Genomic DNA, 18,421 nt, shown 5'->3' with positions numbered 1-18,421 from the left:
ACAGGGAACGCACCGCCGCGCGCGCCGGGGGATGCACTGCTCTCCGGCCCGTGGCCCATCCAGGGAGCAGGACATGAGCAACGAATACGAGTACGAGGACGTCAGCCCGGACGGTACCCAGATACTGAGGCACCGGCGCGAAAAGGACTTTGTGCTCGCCATCGGCGAAGAGCAGCACATCGAAGCGATCAGCGGCCATATCGAGCGCCATCTCGGACCGATCGCCACGGTCCTGCACGAACTCATTTCCGACCTGGTGCACATTGACGTGCACGTGGTGCCGGCCAATGACCACTGCCCGTACCTGCGCCTGGTCACCTCCGGCATGAGCGACCTGCCGATGACCGTGCCCGCCGACGTGGACGCGGATGTGCCGCGCTACATGGAGCTGATGGTGACCCTGCCGGCCGACTGGCCGATGTCCCAGGACGCCTTCGAGGACGAGCGCAATTACTGGCCGGTGCGCCTGCTGAAGGGCATGGCGCGGCTGCCGCACGAGTACGACACGTGGCTGGGCTTCGGCCACACCATTCCCAACGGCCATCCCAGCGAGCCTTATGCGCCCGGAGCAGGCTTCGACGGTGCCATCGTGCTGATGCCGGTGACTGCTCCGGAGGACTTCGCCACGCTGGAGCTGGAGGATGGCAGGACCATCAGCTTCATGAGCCTGGTTCCGCTGTATCCGGAAGAGATGGACCTGAAGCTGAAGAAGGGCGCCGACGCCCTGCTCGACCGCTTCGATGCGAAGCAGATCAACGATGTGATCGAGCCGGGCCGGGTCAACGTCGCCAGGAAGCGTTTCGGTTTGTTCTGAGACCGGTAACATCAGGGGCCTGAATTTCTGCTTCCGGGCCCCTGCCATGACCATCCTGCTTACCGGCGCTGCCGGCTTCATCGGTGCCTACACCGCCCGCGCGCTGCTGGAGGCGGGCCAGCCGGTGGTCGGCCTGGACAACTTCAACGACTACTACGACCCGCAGATCAAGCGCGACCGCGTGGCCTCGCTGTGCCCGACGCTGGACCTGCGCACCCTGGACCTGACCGACCAGCAGGGCCTGGCTGCGCTGTTCGACGAGGTGAAGCCGACCGCGGTGATCCATCTGGCTGCACAGGCGGGCGTGCGCTATTCGCTGGAAAACCCGCAGGCCTACGTCGACAGCAATCTGGTCGGCTTCGTCAACATGCTCGAGCTGTGCCGCCACCGTGGCGTGCAGCATCTGGTGTATGCGTCGAGCAGCTCGGTTTACGGTGATTCGGCCACGCCGCCGTTCTCCGAGGACCAGCGCGTGGACCAGCCGCGCTCGCTGTATGCGGCCACCAAGGCGGCCAACGAGCTGATGGCCTACACCTACGCGCAGCTGTACGGCCTGCATGCCACCGGCCTGCGCTTCTTCACCGTGTATGGCCCGTGGGGCCGGCCGGACATGGCACCGTTGCTGTTCTCGCGCGCGGTGCTGGCCGGGCGGCCGATCGACGTGTTCAACGAAGGCCGCATGCAGCGCGACTTCACACATGTCTCCGACATCGTGTCCGGTATTCTCGGCGCGCTCGCGCATCCGGCCGATGGTCCGGTACCGCACCGGGTGTTCAACCTCGGCAACCATACGCCGGTCGAGCTGGAGCGCTTCATCAGCGTGATCGAGCAGGCCGCCGGTCGCCCCGCGCAGAAGGTCTACAAGCCGATGCAGCCGGGCGACATGGTGCGCACGATGGCCAATACCCGGCGCGCCCATGACGCATTCGGCTTCGACGCGGTGACCCCGATCGAAGCAGGGTTGCCCCCCGTCGTGCAGTGGTGCCGCGAGTATTTTGGCGACCGCGCCTGAGGAGGGATCCTCACACAGCCGGATTCATCTTCGGATAACCTCGGCTTCGGAGAATGCGCGGTCTTTGTCCCCCTTTGGCCGAGTGCCTTATGAGTCAACCCGAGCTTTCCGTTGTCGTCCCGGTGTTCAACGAACGCGACAATGTCGCCCCGCTGGTTGCCGAAATCACCGCCGCACTGCGTGGACGGCTTCCGTTCGAGATCGTCTACATCGACGACCACTCGCGCGATGACACCCTGGCGGTGCTGCAGGGCCTGAAGGCGACCACCCCGGAACTGCGGGTGCTGCACCATGTGAACCAGAGCGGGCAGAGCACCGCCGTGCGCACCGGCGTCAAGCACGCACGTGCGCCGTGGATCGCGACCCTGGATGGTGACGGGCAGAACGATCCGGCCGACATTCCCAAGCTGCTGGCGGCGCGCGATGCGGCCGAGGCGCAGGTGAAGCTGTTTGCCGGCTGGCGGGTCAACCGCCAGGACAGCGGCAGCAAGCGCTGGGCCAGCAAGTGGGCCAATGCCATCCGTGCACGCATGCTGCGCGACGATACGCCCGATACCGGCTGCGGCATCAAGCTGTTCGAGCGCAGCGCGTTCCTCGACCTGCCGTATTTCGACCACATGCACCGCTACCTGCCGGCGCTGATGCAGCGCGCCGGCTGGAAGACCACCAGCGTGCCGGTCAACCACCGCCACCGTACCGCCGGTGTCTCCAAGTACAACAACCTCGGCCGCGCCCTGGTTGGCATCCGTGACCTGCGTGGCGTGGCCTGGCTGATCACCCGCAGCAAGCGCACCGCGGTGGAGGAGCGTTGATGGATCTGGAGCTGCACTGGCTCGACCAGCCGCTGACCTGGTTGTACTGGACCGGCCTGCATGTGACCGGCTGGAAGCTGATCGGCTATACCGGCGCGCTGATGTTCGGGGGCCGCTGGCTGGTCCAGTTCATCGCCTCCAAGCGTGCGGGCAAGCCGGTGATCCCACGTCTGTTCTGGTACATGAGCGTGGTCGGCAGCCTGATGACACTGAGCTATTTCCTTTTTTCGGCCAAGCAGGACTCGGTGGGCGTGCTGCAGAACCTGTTCCCGGCGTTCACCGCGCTGTACAGCCTGCACCTGGATATCAAGCACCGCGGCTGGAAGCGCGACAGGGCCAGCCACTGAGCGCTGGCGGGGGCTCGGTCTGCTGAGGGTAGAGTCGACTGTCAGTCGACTTTCGCGCGAGGCGCGGGCTTTGCCACATTGGGCTGGAGAGCAGCCGACTAACAGTCGGCTCCACCACGACCACGACCACGTGCCTGTGGCCTATGCCCGGTCCTGCCTGCCGTGGGTAGAGTCGACTGTCAGTCGACTTTCGCGCGAAGCGCGGGCTTTGCCACATTGGGCCGGAGAGCAGCCGACTAACAGTCGGCTCCACCACGACCACGACCACGTGCCTGTGGCCTATGCCCGGTCCTGCCTGCCGTGGGTAGAGTCGGCTGTCAGTCGACTTTCGCGCGAAGCGCGGGCTTTGCCACATTGGGCCGGAGAGCAGCCGACTAACAGTCGGCTCTACCCCGTCGGCTCTACCACGCGCCTGCGGCGTTGGGGCCTGTGGCCGGTTACCGGTCCTGCCTGCGACGCAGGCAGGACCTTCGTCCCATGCCACGGGCGGTGAGCGGTGCCATGATCGGGGTCTGCCTTCCCGGGAACCTGTGCTCGTGAAAACCCGTCTTGCCGTTGCCCTGCTGATCGCCCTGTCCGCCCCTGCCGTAGCCCTGGCCGCGCCGCCCGCCGCCGCCGCACCGGCCAGCGTGGCCACCGAATCGCCCGCCGATGCCGCCTTCCGCGCGCTGTACGAGAAGGAATGGAAGTGGCGCCAGGAGGGCGGCGGCGAGGCCAGCGAGGACGAGGACGCGCCAGCCAACGCCACCCGCATGCCCGACGTCGGCCCGGCCGCGCAGCAGGCGCGCCTGAAGGTGTGGGACGAGACCCTGGCTGCACTGAAGAAGATCGACCCGAAGACGCTCTCGCCCGACAACCAGGTCAACTACGCGATCTACCGCGATCAGGTGTTCAACCTGGCCGAAGAAGTGCGCCTGCGTGGCTACGAGATGCCGTTCAACGCCGACTCCTCGTTCTGGTCCAACCTGTCCTTCATGGCCCGGCGCGAGATGAAGACCGTGCAGGACTACCAGAACTACATCGCACGCCTGAACGATGTACCGCGTTACTTCGGCCAGCAGACCGAAAACATGCGCGCCGGCCTGAAGCGAGGTTTCAGCGTGCCGCGCGCGGTGCTCGATGGCCGCGAAGTGTCCATCGCCACCGTCGCCGAGCTGATGGATCCCACCGAGTCGCCGCTGTACGCGCCGTTCAAGAAGCTGCCCAACAGCATCCCGGCCGCAGAGCAGGCCAGGCTGCAGGCGCAGGCGCGCGAAGCAATCAGTGGCAAGGTGGTGCCGGCGTTCCAGCAGCTGCGCACCTTCTTCGTCAGCGAGTACGTGCCGCAGGCGCGTACCACGCTGGCCGCCGAAGCGATGCCGGACGGCAAGGCGTACTACAAGCAGCAGATCCACGAATACACTACGCTGGACCTGTCGCCGGACGAGATCCATCGCATCGGTCTGGATGAAGTCGCACGCATCCAGAAGGAAATGAACGACATCATCAAGCAGGTGAAGTTCAAGGGCAGCTTCGCCGAGTTCCTGACCTTCCTGCGCACCGATCCGCAGTTCTATGCGAAGACGCCGGAAGAGCTGCTGTCGCGCGCCGCATGGATCTCCAAGCGGGCCGACGGTCAGCTCGGCAAGTACATGACGTTGCCGCGCGCGCGCTTCACCATCGTGCCGGTGCCGCCGGACATTGCACCGTTCTGGACCGCCGGCCGCGGTGGCATGGGCACCTACTGGCTCAACACCTACAACCTGCCGTCGCGCCCGCTGTACAACCTGCCGGCGCTGACCCTGCATGAATCCGATCCGGGCCACGCGCTGCAGGGTGCCATCGCCGCCGAGCAGAAGAACCTGCCCGAGTTCCGCCGCAACGCCTACATCTCCGCCTACGGCGAAGGCTGGGCGCTGTACTGCGAGAAGCTGGGCGTGGAGATGGGTATCTACGAAACCCCGTACGAGGATTTCGGCCGCTTGACCTACGAAATGTGGCGCGCCACGCGTCTGGTGATCGATACCGGCGTGCACAGCAAGGGCTGGACTCGCGAGCAGGCCTTGGCCTACCTGCGTGACCACACCGCGCTGAGCGAGCATGAAGTGACCACCGAAGTGGACCGCTACATTTCCTGGCCGGGCCAGGCGCTGAGCTACAAGCTGGGCGAGATCGCCATCGTGCGCCTGCGCGCGCAGGCCGAGAAGGAGCTGGGCGACAAGTTCGACATCAAGGGCTTCCACGACACCCTGCTCAAGCAGGGCTCGGTGCCCCTGCCGGTGCTGGAACAGCAGATCCAAGCCTACATCGCCGAACGCAAGAAGGCCTGATTGTCCCTTTACTGAAAAATGGATAAAAAATGGACAAGCAACTTCTCGTTCCGGTCTATCTCAATCAAAGACTGGTTTTCGATTTACTTGCAATGCTACAAGGTGGGCTTAGCACTGTGAGGGCCGTTTCTCAAACAAGCAGCAAATCTCATGATGTTAAAAGAGAGATCGGTGCGTCATTTGCACTGAGCGAAGCACTTGCCAGCCTTCTCAAGGTGGATCTCTCCGGGAAAAGGAGTAGTTCGGGGTCGCGAGCGGTGGAAGAAGAAATATCGGAAGAAAGGGTGCACACTCCCGCCTCGCTTCTTTACCAGCTAAGAAACAGCCTGAATGAAAGAGGTGCCATCTCAAGTCTGGAGGATGGTTGCGAACCGAGGTCAGGAGAATTCATTGAGTTTGAGGCCTCTCTTCTGAAGAATCCCGTTCTCGAGGCTATTGATGGGATGTCTAGGATCATGGACATTGCAGTCCTATTTGATGACTCCCCTAAGCAGAGTCCGAAAGGAAAGGGCGGTAGTTCGATCAATGAGAACAAGAGGTTAAAAGTTCAAATTGATGGTTTTTCGGAGAGCCTGAAGTCAGGAAATACAATTGACTTGATCACTAGCAAATCCAGCGCTGGAGTCACGGCTGTCGTCACACTTGAAAAGTCATCGCTGAATGATCCGATGATGTCCGACTTGGTCGATGGCAGATTTAAGGTCCTTGGCAAGGTAATACGCAGTGTTTCAGATCCAAGTGATTCAATAAGTCTCATCAGAAACAATGTGCTATCAAACCTTCCTCGGCACCTCCGTGAAAGCCTCAGCGACATGTTTAGAGGGCTCGGAAGCGAACATGGGTTCTCGATGCCGGAAGTGCGCTGGCAGATTGAAGGCCCTGCGATACAGGTGCTGCCAATCGCGATCTATGCTTGACGGCCAAGCTGCCGGCTTTACTGTCGAGAGTCCGTAAGTAGGTATGCGGCAAGCGCACGTCTTACCGCATACCAATTCCGGTACCAAACCTAGTGGCGCTAGGCCCGCGGCTTGGCCACGCGTGCTGCAAAGGTCGGCAGCACCAGCAGGGTCAGCACGGTGGCGGTGATCAGGCCACCGATCACCACCGTCGCCAGCGGCTTCTGCACCTCCGCACCGGAACCGCTGGCGATCGCCATCGGAATGAAGCCGACGATCGCCACCAGTGCCGTGGTCAGCACCGCACGGATACGGCTCGATGCACCGTTGATCGCCGCCTGCAGCGGCAGGTCACCGGCATCCAGGCGCTCGCGGATCGCCTGCATCAGCACCAGGCCGTTCAAGGTGGCCACGCCGGACACGGCGATGAAACCAACCGCCGCCGACACCGAAAACGGCATGCCACGCAGCAACAGCGCGAGAATGCCGCCGACCAGCGCCAACGGCACGCAGCTGAACACCAGAATGGCTTCCTTGCCGCTGCGCAGCGCCATGAACAGCAGGCTGCCGATCAGCAGGAATACCACCGGTACCACCGTCGCCAGCCGCTTTTCCGCGCGCTGCAGGTTCTCGAACTGGCCACCCCAGGTCAGGTAGGCACCCGGCGGCAGTGCCACGTCGGCCACCGCTGCCTGCGCTTCGCCGACGAAGCCGCCCAGGTCGCGGCCGCGCACGTTTGCCTGCACCACCACGCGGCGGCTGCCGTTGTTGCGGCTGATCTGGTTTGGCCCTTCGCTGACCGTGATGCGCGCGACCGACGACAGCGGAATCACCAGCCCCGATGGCGTAGCAATCGGCAACGACGCCAACTGGTCCGGATCGTTGCGCGAGGCATCGTCCAGGCGCACCACCACGTTGAAGCGGCGATCACCTTCGAAGATCTTGCCGGCCGCCGTGCCACCAATGCCGGTGGACAGCGCATCACTCACGTCCGCGGCAGTCAGGCCGTACTGCGCCGCCGCCACGTGGTCGATGGCCACATTGAGCGTGGGCAGGCCGGAGATCTGTTCCACCCGCACGTCGGCCGCACCGTTCACCGCACGCAGCTTCAACGCCACCTGGTCGGCCACTTTCTGCAGCTGGCTGAAGTCATCGCCGAAGATCATCACCGCCAGGTCGGTACGCACGCCGGAAATCAGCTCGTTGAAGCGCAGCTCGATCGGCTGGCTGAACTCGAAACTGTTGCCCAGCTGCTGCCCGGCCAGCTTCTCGAAGCGTGCCACCAGTGCATCCTTGCCCAGCTTCGGATCCGGCCAGTCCTTGCGTGGCTTGAGCACGATCACGCTGTCGGAGATGTTGGTCGGCATCGGGTCGATCGCCGCCTCGGCGGTACCGGTGCGCGAGAACACGGTTTCCACTTCCGGCTGTTTGGCAATCGCCTTTTCCAGTGCCAGCTGCATTGCCAGCGACTGCTCCAGTGAGGTCGACGGCACGCGCAGGGCCTGCATCGCCACGTTGCCTTCGTCCAGCGTCGGCATGAACTCGCGGCCCAGCAGCGAGAACGCGCCGATGCCCACCACCACCATCATCACCGCACCGGCCAGCACCGTGCGCGGATGCGCCACGGCTTTGCGCACCACTGGTTCGATGCGCGCACGCAGCACGCGGATCAGCTTGGTCTCGTGCTCGCCATCGTCAGCATGTGCATCGCCGTCCTTCAACTTGGGCTCGCGCACCAGCAGTGCGGTCATCGCCGGCACGAAGGTGAAGGAGAAGATGAAGGCACCGACCAGGGCCAGCATGAACGTGGCCGCCATCGGGTGGAACGTCTTGCCCTCCACGCCTTCCAGGGTAAGGATCGGCGCGAACACCAGCAGGATGATCAGCTGGCCAAAGGCCGCCGGGCGCGCCATCTTCATGGCCGAATCGGCGGCCACGCGCAGGCGTTCCATCGCGGTCAACGCACGGCCCAGTTCGGCACGACGCTGGCCCAGCATCAGCAGCGTCGACTCGACCACGATCACCGCACCGTCCACCAGGATGCCGAAGTCCAGCGCACCCAGGCTCATCAGGTTGCCGCTGATGCCGAAGCGGTTCATGCCGATGACTGCGAACAGGAACGACAGCGGAATGACCAGCGCGGTGATCGTTGCCGCACGCAGGTTGCCCAGCAGCAGGAACAGCACCACCACCACCAGCAGTGCGCCCTCGGTGAGGTTCCTGGCCACGGTCTTGATGGTGGAATTGACCAGCACGCTGCGGTCCAGCACCGGTGCCGCCACGATGTCGGCCGGCAGCGATTTGTTCACCTGTTCCAGGCGCGCCGCAGCTGCCTGCGCCACGGTGCGGCTGTTGCCGCCGGCGATCATCAGCGCGGTGCCGAGCACAGCTTCGTGGCCGTTGCGGCTGGCCGCACCCAGGCGTGGCGCGCGGCTCAGCTCGACCTCGGCCACATCGGCCACGCGCACCACCACGCCATTGCGGGTGGCCACCGGGGCCTGTGCCAGGTCGTCGGTGGTCAGCGCCAGGCCGTCAGCACGTACCACCAGGCCCTCGCCGGCACGCTGCACGAAACCGGCACCGGCCTGCACGTTGGAACGCTGCAGGGCAGTGACCAGGTCGGCCAGGCCGAGGCCGTGCGCGGCCAGCTTGGCACTGTCCGGATGCACGCCGTATTCCTTGACGTAGCCGCCGACCGTATCGACGCCGGCCAGCCCCGGGCTGGAACGCATCTGCGGCGCGATGATCCAGTCCTGCACGGTGCGCAGGTAGGTGGCACGTTCTTCCGGCGTGCGAAGCAGGTTGCCTTCCGGCGTGCGGTAGACCTCGCCGGCCTGCCAACCCGCTTCACCGGGCTTGGCCAGCCTGGCCGGATCGAACGCCGTGAAGTCCACCGTCCACATCAGCACTTCGCCGAGGCCTGTGGTGACCGGCGACAGCATCGGCGACGCGCCATCGGGCAGGTCTTCCGATGCCTCGCGCATGCGTTCGGCCACCTGCTGACGCGCGAAGTAGATGTCGGTCGCATCGGTGAAGATCGCGGTGACCTGCGAGAAGCCATTGCGCGACAGCGAACGCGTGGTGGTCAGGCCGGGAATGCCGGCCAGCGCGGTTTCCAGCGGATAGGTCACCTGCCGCTCGATCTGTTCCGGGGTCAGTGCAGGTGCCACCGTGTTGATCTGCACCTGGCGGTTGGTGATGTCCGGCACCGCGTCGATCGGCAGCTTGCCCAGCTGGAACAGGCCCACGGCAGCGATCAGCGCCGCCATGAACACCACCAGCCAGCGGTGGCGCACCGCTGTTTCAATGATCAGCTTGAACATGGTCGCCTCCTCAGTGGCCGTGCTCGGCTTCGCCCTTGGCCAGTTCGGCCTTGAGCAGGAAGGCGTTGGCACCGACGATGCGCTCGTTGCCGGTCAGCCCACCGAGGATCTCGATGCGGTCGCCGGCACGGCGCCCGGCCAGCACCGACTGCGCCTTGAAGCCGCCGTCGACGGCAACGAACACCGCGCTGCCGCCATCGACGTTCTGCACCGCATCGGCGGGCACGCTGAGCGAACCGTCCTGGCCTTCGGTGACCACCACCGCCGATACCGGCGAACCGGCCGGCGGCAGCGAAGCGTCCACCGGCGTGGCGCGGATCACCGCGACGCCGCCCTGCTGGCGCACATCAGCGGCCGAACCGGTAACGGTGGCGGTGAAGCTGCCACCCGGCACGCTCACTTCCAGCTTCATGCCGGGCGTGACCTGTGCGGCCAGCGCGGGCGGCGCGGTGAACACCAGTTCGTTCATCGCCGGATCGGCGACATCGGCCACCGCGCTGCCGGCAGCGACCACGCCGCCCGGGGTGACCTGCACGTTGCCGACGATGCCGGCTACCGGGCTGGTGATGCGCACGCGACCGCTGCTGTCCGGCGAACCGTTGGCGGCGGCTTGGGCCTGCGCGGCGGCGGCCTGGGCCTGTGCCGCCAGCGAACGTGCGCGCGAGGTTTCCATTTCCTGGCGAGCGACCACGCCCTGGTCGACCAGCGCCTTGTCGCGGCCATAGGCCAGGCGCGCAGCCTCGGCTTCGGCGGATGCGGCCAGCGCATTGGCGCGGAATACCGCCGCCTCGCCACTGACCACGATAGCCAGTGCCTGGTTCTGCTTCACCGCCGTGCCCGGCGCGACCAGCACGCGCTCGACGCGGCCGGTCACGGTGGAGGCCACCGATGCACGCGCACCGACCGAGGGCTCGACCCGGCCGGCGAGGCGGGTTGAACCGCCGCCGCCACGACCGACGGCGACCACTTCGATACCAGACGCCTTGATCTGTTCCGGGGTCAGCGGCACCACGCCTTCATCGGCGTCCGCCGGCGCCTTCGCGGTTTCTGCCTTGGCTTCCTTGCTATCCGCGGCATGGCCATGGCCGTCGTCGGTGCCGGCCTTGGCCGCAGCCGGGTCTTCATTGGCAGGCGTCTGTGCGTTGCCTGCGCAGCCGGCCAGGAGCACGGTCAGCAGGAGGCCGCCGATCAGGGGGAAGGAACGGGAGAGAGTCATGGGGCCTCCACAAAAGGTGCGCGCCCTTCCAGGCGGGCAAGATCGATTTCCGCGCCGACGCGCGACAGGCGCGCATCCACGGCGGTGCCGCGGGCGGCGATGAGGGCGCTGCGCGTGCTGCGCAGTTCCAGCTGCGAGATGCGTCCGGCGTCGAAGCCGATGCGTGCAAGGCGATACGCCTCTTCGGCGGCGACCACGCTTTCATCGGCGGCGCGGGTACGGCTGCCAGCGGCCTTCAGCCCGGCCACGGCGGACAGGCGCTCGGCTTCGCTGTCGCGGCGCTGCTGGTCCAGGCGCGCTTCTGCCGCGCGCTGGTCGGCGTTGGCGGCGCGGATGCCACCGCGGTTGCGGTCGAACAGCGGGATGCTGAGGCTGAGCCCGAGGTTGTAGGCGCGCTCGCCGCCTTCGCGGAAGCGGGTCTGCGCGGCGGTGACGCTGAGGTCGGGCAGGGCGCGTTTGCGCTCCACGTCCACCAGCTTGCCCGCCGCATCGGCTTCGGCTTCGGCGATGCGCACTGCCAGTGCGGTATCGGTGGCACCGCGCGGCAGCGGCGGTGCGCGGTCGAGCAGGCTGTTGTCGATCGACTGCACCGGCGCATCCAGCAGGGCGGTGCCGGCCAAGCGGGCCAGCGCGGCATCGCGGAACGCCTGAGCCTCATCCAGCGACGCCGCGGCATTGGCCACTTCGCTCTGAGCCTGCACGGCGCGCAGCTGCGGTTCGCGGCCCTGCTTGACCATCGCATTGACGGCAGCCGCGTCGTCGCGGGTCAGGGTCAGCGCTTCGCCGGCGAGAGCGTAACGACGCAATGCGCTTTCCGCCTGTGCGTAGACCGCCGCCAGTTGGCTGGCGACATCACTGCGGCTCTGCGAACCACGCAGGGCAGCGGCTTGTGCCTCGGCCCGGGCGGCACGAACGCGCGCGCCACGCTGGCCCCAGACCTCCAACGGCTGGGACAGGGTGAGTACGGTGTCGGCCTTGCCCATGCCACGGTAGGTGCCGGATCCCCAGGCGTTTTCGGCCGAGTAAGAAAGGGAGGGATTGGGCAGCGCACGGGCCTGGTCGGCACGCGCATCGGCGGCCTCGGCCAGTGCCGTACCCACACGGGTACCGGGCAGCTGGTCCAGGCGTTCAAGCAGGGTGTCGTAGGAGGGGGCGGCTTGCGCCATCACCGATGCCGCCGGGGCCAGGCCCAGCAACACGGCGACGACCAGCCCGGCCGCGCGCGGCGACCGAGGTGTCAGGATCGACATAGGGGGATTCCGGTTGTGAGTGAAACGGGAGCCCGCGATTGCGGGACGCGCTCAACTCACGCCCGGGGGGGACGCGTCAATTCATCCTGGGCGACCGCATAGGTCGCAACGTCGCCGACATTCATCCAGCGCGCCGGCAGCGTCGTACCGAAGGCGGCGAAATCGTTCGCCGGCAGGCTCAGCGTGGAGTGGTGGCAGTGGTTATGCGTGCAGGCACCCGTGTGCTTGCTGTCGCTGTCACCGCCTGCATCGTCCGCGAGGGATTCGACATGGGCGCTGCTGGCATGCGGTTCCACCGCACACACCAGTGCGTCGGCCACCGGCACGACCACGAATGCCGCCATCAGCAGCATCATCAGGTACGTACGCAGTTGGCGGGTGATCCGGCGCATGGAGGGGAGGCTAGCAAGCGGTTTTCGCCGGATACAATATCAATGGCCACCTCGGGAATTCGTCGGAACCTCCCGTTCAGGTGGGCCGGGCACGCCAGCTCTGGCAGGTGCCGACCTCCTGCCCTGGTGGGTGTCGACCTTGGTCGACACGCTTTTCGGCCCCCGACACGTTGCCGGCCAGCGGCCGGCACTACCCGTATCACGGCAGCTCCGCTATCACCCTGATCTCGAACTGGAACCCGTACAGCCAGGTCACGCCGACTGCCCTGGTAGGTGTCGACCTTGGTCGACACGCTTTTCGACCTCCGACACWTTGCCGGCCWGCGGCCGGCACTACCCGTATCACGGCAGCTTCGCGACCACCTTGATCTCGAACTGGAACCCATACAGCCAGGTCACGCCGATACCGGTCAGGGTTGGGTGCGGTGCTTCGCCCCAGTACTCGGGCACGATCGCCCACGCCTTCTCGAAGTTCTTCTCGGGGTCGACCAGGAACACGGTCACGTCGACCACGTCATCGAAGCTGCAGCCGGCGGCAGCCAGTACCGCATTGAGATTTTCGAAGGCGCGGCGCACCTGCGCTTCGAAGTCCGGCTCAGGCGAACCATCCTCGCGGCTGCCGACCTGGCCGGAAACGAACAGGAAGCCGTTGGATCGGATCGCTGGCGAGTAGCGGTTGCGCTCGTACAGGGTCTGGCGGCTGGCGGGGAAAACGACATCACGCTGTGACATGGGAAGATCCCGTGGGAGAGAACGCCCATCCTCCGCGCCAGCGCTGTCTGGATAAATCGCGATGATCGGCCTAGATTGATTGCCAATTCCAAACAATCATGGCCAGCCATGGACCGTTTCGAGGCGATGCGGGCCTTTGCCCGGGTAGTGGAGACCGGCAGCTTTACCCGCGCTGCGCACACCCTGCAGGTCAGCCGCACCACGGTCACCCAGCTGGTGCAGCAGCTGGAGGCGCACCTGCGGCTGCGGTTGCTCAACCGCACCACGCGCCGGGTCAGCGTCACCGCCGATGGCGCGGCCTATTACCCGCGCATCGCCCGCCTGCTGGCCGAGCTGGAAGAGGTGGAGGGCGGGCTGGGCGACGCGGCCACCCAACCGCGCGGACGCCTGCGCGTGGATGTGCCCGGGCCGTACGCGCGCTTGCGGCTGGTACCAGCGCTGCCGGATTTCCAGGCGCGCTACCCGGAGATCCAGCTGGACATCGGCGTGAGTGACCGCGAGGTGGACGTCATCGCCGACAACGTCGATTGCGTGATCCGTGGTGGCACTCCAGCCGACCCGGCGCTGGTGGCGCGGCCGCTTGCTGCGCTGCCGATCGGCTTCCACGCCAGCCCGGGCTATGTGCAGCGCTTCGGCGTGCCGACCGACCCGCGCGCGCTGGAAGGGCCCGATCACCACATGGTCGGTTTCCTCAGCCCGCGCAGTGGCCGCGCCCGCGTGTTCACTGCACAGCGTGGCGATGAGCGCGTCGAGGTGCAGGGCCGCTATACGGTGGGCTTCGATGACGGCAATGCGTATCTGGCGGCTGCGTTGGCGGGGCTCGGCGTGGTCGCGTTACCCAGCTACATGACCGATCCGCACGTGGCGCGTGGCGAGCTGCTGCCGGTGCTGCAGGAATGGCAGCTGCCGCCAATGCCGATGCACGTGATGTTCCCGCCCAACCGGCACATGAGCCAGCGGCTGCGGGTGTTCATTGATTGGGTGGTGGAAGCGTTGGGGTGAGTGCATCGGTCGCGTGCGAAAATCCGGCTGCACGTACTGGAGAACGCATACCCTGATGAGCCGCATCGTCGCACTGGATACCGAAACCACCGGCATCTCCCACCGCCTGGGGCACCGGGTGATCGAAATCGGTGCCGTCGAACTGATCGATGGCCAGCTCACCGGCCGCCAGTTCCATACCTACCTGCAGCCGCAGCGCAAGGTGGACTGGGGCGCGCAGCGCGTGCACGGCATCAGCGACGCGATGCTGGTGGGCAAGCCACTGTTCTCCAGCAAGGCCGCCGAGCTGCTCGACTTCCTGCGCGGCAGCGAGATGGTCGCGCACAACGCCACCTTCGACGTGGGTTTCCTGGACAACGAGCTGCGCCTGGCTGGCATCCCCGGCACGCTGGCCCAGCATTGCCGCATCACCTGCAGCCTGAAGCTGGCGCGCGGGCGCTGGCCAGGCCAGGGCAATAAACTGGACGATGTGTTGCAGCGCCTGCGCATTCCCAGCCAGCGCGGCCTGCACGGCGCGTTGAAGGATGCCCATCTACTGGCCCAGGTGATTCCGCATCTGCGCTGAGGCCTGGTCGCCGTTACATCGGCCGCAACCAGCGCTCGATCATTGCCACGCCACATGCCACCCCGTCCTCACTGCTCATCGCCACGCCCAAGGCCGCCGCGCGTGCGCGTGTTGCTTCGGTTGCAGCGAAGGTGATGGCCGCTGCCAGCGTCGCTGCATCCAGTCGCTTCGCTGACAGCGGCGCCGGTGCCACCCGCAACCGATACAGGCGATCGGCCCAGAAGAACTGATCTGCGGCGAACGGCATCACCAGCGAGGGAATGCCGGCGCGGCAGGCCGAATGCGTGGTGCCGCTGCCACCGTGATGGATGGCGAATGCGCAACGCGGGAACAGCGCTTCGTGTGGAGTCGGCCCCAGTACGAAGACCGAATCGGGCAAGCGCATCGCAGGCAGTCCCACCCAGCCAGGAAACAGCAGCACCCGGCGTGGCGCCAGCGCCTGCAGCAGGGCCGGCAACACGCGCTCGCGATCAAAGCCGGTCATGCTGCCGAAGCCCAGATACACCGGCGCCGGGCCGGCATCGAGGAAGGCCTGCAGATCGGCCGGGGGTATCCAGGGCGCATCAGGAAGGCGCCATTGGCCACAGACGATGTGGTCGGCCGGCCAATCCGCCGGTGGCGGCAGCAGCTGCGGCGAGATGCCATAGAGCATCGGCAGGCCGGGCCACAGCGAGCGGCGCGGCGATTGCCCCAGCTGCTTGCGGGCTGCGTTGATCGGCCGACGGAACTGGCGCCAGATCAGGCCGTTGACCAGCCCATAGCTGGCGCGGTTCAACCAGCCCGGCGAGCGTCCCGGTGGCAGGAACGGAGAGCGGAAGGCCCGCGTCGGGGTCAGCGGGATCATGCCGGTGCCGATGACCGGCATTCCGCGGCGTTCGCCCACGCTCATGCCGACAAAGGCCGCCAGGCCACCGGTCAGAATCGCATCGCAGCCTTCGGCAGCGGCATCGGCCTGACGCATCCAGCCGCTGACATGCTGCAGCGCCATCCGTGCCAGCCCGCTACTGGCGGCGGCAACACCGTTGCCACGCGAGACCAGCGCGACCACTTCGTCATGGATGTCACCTTCAAGAGCCGCATGGGGCACATCCAGTGCCTGCGCGCTGCCCAGGGTGCCGCCATCGGCAAGCAGTGTCACCTCGTGGCCTGCGCCGATCAGCCCATGGCAGAGCATGGCCAGGGGACGCGTATCGCCTTCGGTTCCGTAGGTCAGGGCCAGCAGCCGCATGGAAAGCTCCGCAGTGAACCGGAGCAGTATGCCGGTTGGCGAGCTCCCGGCCCTGCCGGTTCAGCCGCAGCCTGTGGGTAACTTGCGCAAGTGCTTGAACCCGTGCATAATGCGCGGCTCGCTGTGTCCGGTTTTCTACCGGGCGGCGCCCCCGGGAGCACGTCCCCGGCCGCCCAACGCCAGCGTAACCCTTTGATTCTCTTGACGTGTGGTGGGCAACCATCGAGGCCGCCGTCTCCCGGGCTACGGGCTGACAACTACTACTATCGAGGTGCGCAATGTCCCGCGTATGCCAGGTTTCCGGCAAGCGAGTGCAGACGGGTAACAACGTCTCGCACGCCAACAACAAGACCCGTCGTCGTTTCCTGCCGAATCTGCACGAGCGCCGTTTCTGGGTGGCCAGCGAGAACCGCTGGGTCAAGCTTCGTGTTTCCGCGCATGCACTGCGCACCATCGACAAGAACGGCATTGATTCCGTTCTGGCTGAGCTGCGTGCGCGCGGCGAAAAGGTCTGAGGAGTAAAGCATCATGGCAGGCAAGCGCGATAAGGTCCGTATGATTTCCTCGGCCGGTACCGGCCACTTCTACACGACCGACAAGAACAAGAAGAACACCCCGGGGAAGATGGAATTCCTGAAGTACGATCCGGTCGTGCGCAAGCACGTCCTGTACAAGGAAGGCAAGATCAAGTAATCCGCAAGGATTGCTGATCCCCGCGAAGAAACCCGCCCTTGTGGCGGGTTTTTTCATGCCTGGCATCCAGATGGTGGGTGCCGACCGTTGGTCGGCACGCTGTCCGCCCGGTAGGTGCCAACCTTGGTTGGCACGCTGCTTCAACGCAGTCGAGCGCGGCTCGACTCTACAAAGGCCGGTGGGCAGAATGGCCCATCACCTCCCGACGGGCGACACGATGCTGTTCGAGTGGTTGCTGGGTTCCTACCTGCTGCTGATCGACTGGCTGATCCGGCTGGTCGCGCTGTGCTGGATTCCCACCCGCACCACGCCTGGCGCGGCGCGCAGCTGGCTGCTGCTGGTCGGCTTCGTACCGCTGCTGGGCCTGCCGCTGTACCTGCTCTTCGGCCACCCGTGGCTGTCGCGCGAGCGCATCCGCCGCCAGGCCGAGGCCTCGCAGGTCATCCGCGAGGAACAGGCACTGCAGCATCGCCTGCGCTGGACCCCACAGCCCGACACCGCCAGCGCCGAGATCGTGCCGCTGGTGCAGCGCCAGGGCGATTTCATGCCGGTGCACGGCAACGCCGTCGATCTGCTGACCGACTACGACGAGTCGCTGCACACGCTGATCGCCGACATCGACCAGGCCGAAGACCGGGTGCACCTGCTGTACTACCTGATGTTCGACGACGCGGTGGGCGAGGCTATCGTCGAGGCACTGCAGCGTGCGGCTGCACGGGGCGTGCAGTGCCGTGTGCTGCTCGACGCGGTGGGTGCCAAGCGTGGCCTGCGTGCCTATCGCAAGCGCCTGCAGGCGCGCGACATCGAAGTGCGCGCGATGCTGCCCGGTGGCCTGCGCTGGCGACGCAGCGGGCGCATGGACCTGCGCAACCACCGCAAGATCGCGGTGATCGACAACGAAGTTGCCTATGTCGGCTCGCAGAACCTGGCGGGGCCCGGGTTCGTGCCCGGCCACCCGAACCGCGAGCTGGTGGCGCGTGTGCGCGGGCCGGCGGTGGCGCATCTGGAAGCGGTGTTCGCCAGCGACTGGTACATGGAAACCGGCCAGCGCCTGGATGTGATCACCGATGTGCCCGAATGCGGCGACGACATCGCTACCCAGCTGCTGCCCAGCGGCCCGGCCTACCCGTACAGCAACGCACGCGATGCGGTGGCGGCGCTGATCCACCTGGCGCGGCGCCGGCTGGTGATGGTCACGCCGTACTTCGTGCCCGACGAAGCCACGCTCAGCGCGCTGCGCATTGCCGCGTTGTCCGGTGTGCAGGTGCAGCTGATCCTGTCGGCCAGCAACAACCAGCGACTGACCTCGTGGGCACAGGAGGCCTACTACGACGAGCTGCTGCGCTGTGGCGTGCGCATCGCGCTGTACGAGCCGCAGTTCCTGCACGCCAAGCACATGAGCGTGGACGAGGACATCGCCGTGCTCGGCTCGATCAACATGGATATCCGCTCGTTCGCGCTGAATGCCGAAATCGGCCTGATCTGTTACGACCACGCGCTGGTGCGGCAGCTGTGCGCGATCGAGGACGGCTACCTGCGGGAATCGCGCCAGCTGGATCTGCAGCAGTGGCGCAAACGGCCTGCCTGGCGGCGTAGCCGCGAGGGCATCGCACGGCTGGCCGATGCGTTGATGTGAGTGGCGCGCGCAACCGACGGGGTGGACGCCGCCGGCAGGGTGGATGCAACCGGCGGGGTGGATGCAACCGATGGGGTGGATGCAACCGGCGGTGTGGATGCAACCGGCGGTGTGGACGCAACCGGCGGGGTAGAGTCGACTGTTAGTCGACTATCGCGCGCAGCGCGGGATTTTTATCGCAAGAGCAGTCGACT

The 18,421-nt window shown here is 66.0% G+C and carries 17 protein-coding genes; 11 read left to right on the top strand and 6 right to left on the bottom strand.

Features of this window, described 5'->3' with window-relative positions:
* The first annotated feature begins 73 nt into the window (after positions 1–73).
* The 6 genes from D7Y61_RS12605 to D7Y61_RS12580 all read left to right on the top strand — a co-directional run bounded on the left by D7Y61_RS12605 (position 74) and on the right by D7Y61_RS12580 (position 6,211).
* Positions 74–814, top strand: a complete 741-nt coding sequence (locus D7Y61_RS12605) for a suppressor of fused domain protein (RefSeq protein ID WP_032128474.1) — start codon at positions 74–76, stop codon at positions 812–814.
* A 46-nt stretch (positions 815–860) separates the two neighbouring features.
* The gene (locus tag D7Y61_RS12600) at positions 861–1,826 is read left to right on the top strand and encodes an NAD-dependent epimerase/dehydratase family protein (protein ID WP_180866515.1); all 966 of its coding nucleotides are present in this window, start codon (positions 861–863) and stop codon (positions 1,824–1,826) included.
* 89 nt (positions 1,827–1,915) lie between these two features.
* The gene (locus D7Y61_RS12595) at positions 1,916–2,638 is read left to right on the top strand and encodes a glycosyltransferase family 2 protein (RefSeq protein ID WP_005420380.1); all 723 of its coding nucleotides are present in this window, start codon (positions 1,916–1,918) and stop codon (positions 2,636–2,638) included.
* Complete coding sequence (locus tag D7Y61_RS12590; RefSeq protein ID WP_162292089.1) at positions 2,638–2,985, top strand: lipid-A-disaccharide synthase N-terminal domain-containing protein; 348 nt, start codon at positions 2,638–2,640, stop codon at positions 2,983–2,985. Before D7Y61_RS12595 ends, D7Y61_RS12590 begins: the two co-directional genes overlap by 1 nt.
* Positions 2,986–3,521: 536 nt before the next feature.
* A complete protein-coding gene (locus D7Y61_RS12585; RefSeq protein WP_180866514.1) occupies positions 3,522–5,294 on the top strand; it encodes a DUF885 family protein in 1,773 nt (590 codons plus the stop codon).
* A 29-nt stretch (positions 5,295–5,323) separates the two neighbouring features.
* Positions 5,324–6,211, top strand: a complete 888-nt coding sequence (locus D7Y61_RS12580; RefSeq protein ID WP_180866513.1) for a DUF6414 family protein — start codon at positions 5,324–5,326, stop codon at positions 6,209–6,211.
* Between the two features lie 98 nt (positions 6,212–6,309).
* On the opposite strand, the gene D7Y61_RS12575 is transcribed toward D7Y61_RS12580, so the two are convergent.
* The 5 genes from D7Y61_RS12575 to D7Y61_RS12555 all read right to left on the bottom strand — a co-directional run bounded on the left by D7Y61_RS12575 (position 6,310) and on the right by D7Y61_RS12555 (position 13,103).
* On the bottom strand, positions 6,310–9,513 hold the full coding sequence (locus tag D7Y61_RS12575; protein WP_180866512.1) for an efflux RND transporter permease subunit: 3,204 nt from the start codon (positions 9,511–9,513) through the stop codon (positions 6,310–6,312).
* A gap of 10 nt (positions 9,514–9,523) precedes the next feature.
* Positions 9,524–10,729, bottom strand: a complete 1,206-nt coding sequence (locus D7Y61_RS12570; RefSeq protein WP_180866511.1) for an efflux RND transporter periplasmic adaptor subunit — start codon at positions 10,727–10,729, stop codon at positions 9,524–9,526.
* Positions 10,726–11,979 (bottom strand): TolC family protein, encoded by a 1,254-nt coding sequence (locus D7Y61_RS12565; RefSeq protein WP_180866510.1) that lies wholly within the window; start codon positions 11,977–11,979, stop codon positions 10,726–10,728. The genes D7Y61_RS12570 and D7Y61_RS12565 overlap by 4 nt, the downstream gene beginning before the upstream one ends.
* 56 nt (positions 11,980–12,035) lie before the next feature.
* Positions 12,036–12,371 carry a hypothetical protein gene (locus D7Y61_RS12560; RefSeq protein WP_180866509.1) on the bottom strand — a complete coding sequence of 112 codons (336 nt, stop codon included), beginning with the start codon at positions 12,369–12,371 and terminating at the stop codon, positions 12,036–12,038.
* A gap of 342 nt (positions 12,372–12,713) precedes the next feature.
* On the bottom strand, positions 12,714–13,103 hold the full coding sequence (locus D7Y61_RS12555; protein WP_180866508.1) for a RidA family protein: 390 nt from the start codon (positions 13,101–13,103) through the stop codon (positions 12,714–12,716).
* Positions 13,104–13,211: 108 nt separating this feature from the next.
* On the opposite strand from D7Y61_RS12555, the gene D7Y61_RS12550 reads away from it, so the two are divergent.
* A complete protein-coding gene (locus tag D7Y61_RS12550; protein WP_180866507.1) occupies positions 13,212–14,105 on the top strand; it encodes a LysR family transcriptional regulator in 894 nt (297 codons plus the stop codon).
* Between the two features lie 55 nt (positions 14,106–14,160).
* Entirely contained in the window at positions 14,161–14,670 is a 510-nt protein-coding gene (dnaQ, locus tag D7Y61_RS12545) for a DNA polymerase III subunit epsilon (RefSeq protein ID WP_065198402.1), read from the top strand.
* A gap of 13 nt (positions 14,671–14,683) precedes the next feature.
* On the opposite strand, the gene D7Y61_RS12540 is transcribed toward dnaQ, so the two are convergent.
* On the bottom strand, positions 14,684–15,898 hold the full coding sequence (locus D7Y61_RS12540) for a nucleotide disphospho-sugar-binding domain-containing protein (protein WP_180866506.1): 1,215 nt from the start codon (positions 15,896–15,898) through the stop codon (positions 14,684–14,686).
* Between the two features lie 278 nt (positions 15,899–16,176).
* On the opposite strand from D7Y61_RS12540, the gene rpmB reads away from it, so the two are divergent.
* The 3 genes from rpmB (at position 16,177) to cls (ending at position 18,227) form a co-directional block, all read left to right on the top strand.
* Positions 16,177–16,413 (top strand): 50S ribosomal protein L28, encoded by a 237-nt coding sequence (rpmB, locus tag D7Y61_RS12535; RefSeq protein ID WP_005411638.1) that lies wholly within the window; start codon positions 16,177–16,179, stop codon positions 16,411–16,413.
* Positions 16,414–16,423: 10 nt separating this feature from the next.
* Positions 16,424–16,591, top strand: a complete 168-nt coding sequence (gene rpmG / locus D7Y61_RS12530) for a 50S ribosomal protein L33 (RefSeq protein ID WP_169411268.1) — start codon at positions 16,424–16,426, stop codon at positions 16,589–16,591.
* Between the two features lie 217 nt (positions 16,592–16,808).
* Complete coding sequence (cls, locus tag D7Y61_RS12525) at positions 16,809–18,227, top strand: cardiolipin synthase (RefSeq protein ID WP_180866540.1); 1,419 nt, start codon at positions 16,809–16,811, stop codon at positions 18,225–18,227.
* Positions 18,228–18,421 lie beyond the last annotated feature (194 nt).

This window comes from Stenotrophomonas maltophilia (assembly GCF_013464485.1).
GTDB classification, from domain to species: domain Bacteria; phylum Pseudomonadota; class Gammaproteobacteria; order Xanthomonadales; family Xanthomonadaceae; genus Stenotrophomonas; species Stenotrophomonas maltophilia_AW.
This window is presented reverse-complemented; position numbering and strand designations above follow the sequence as displayed.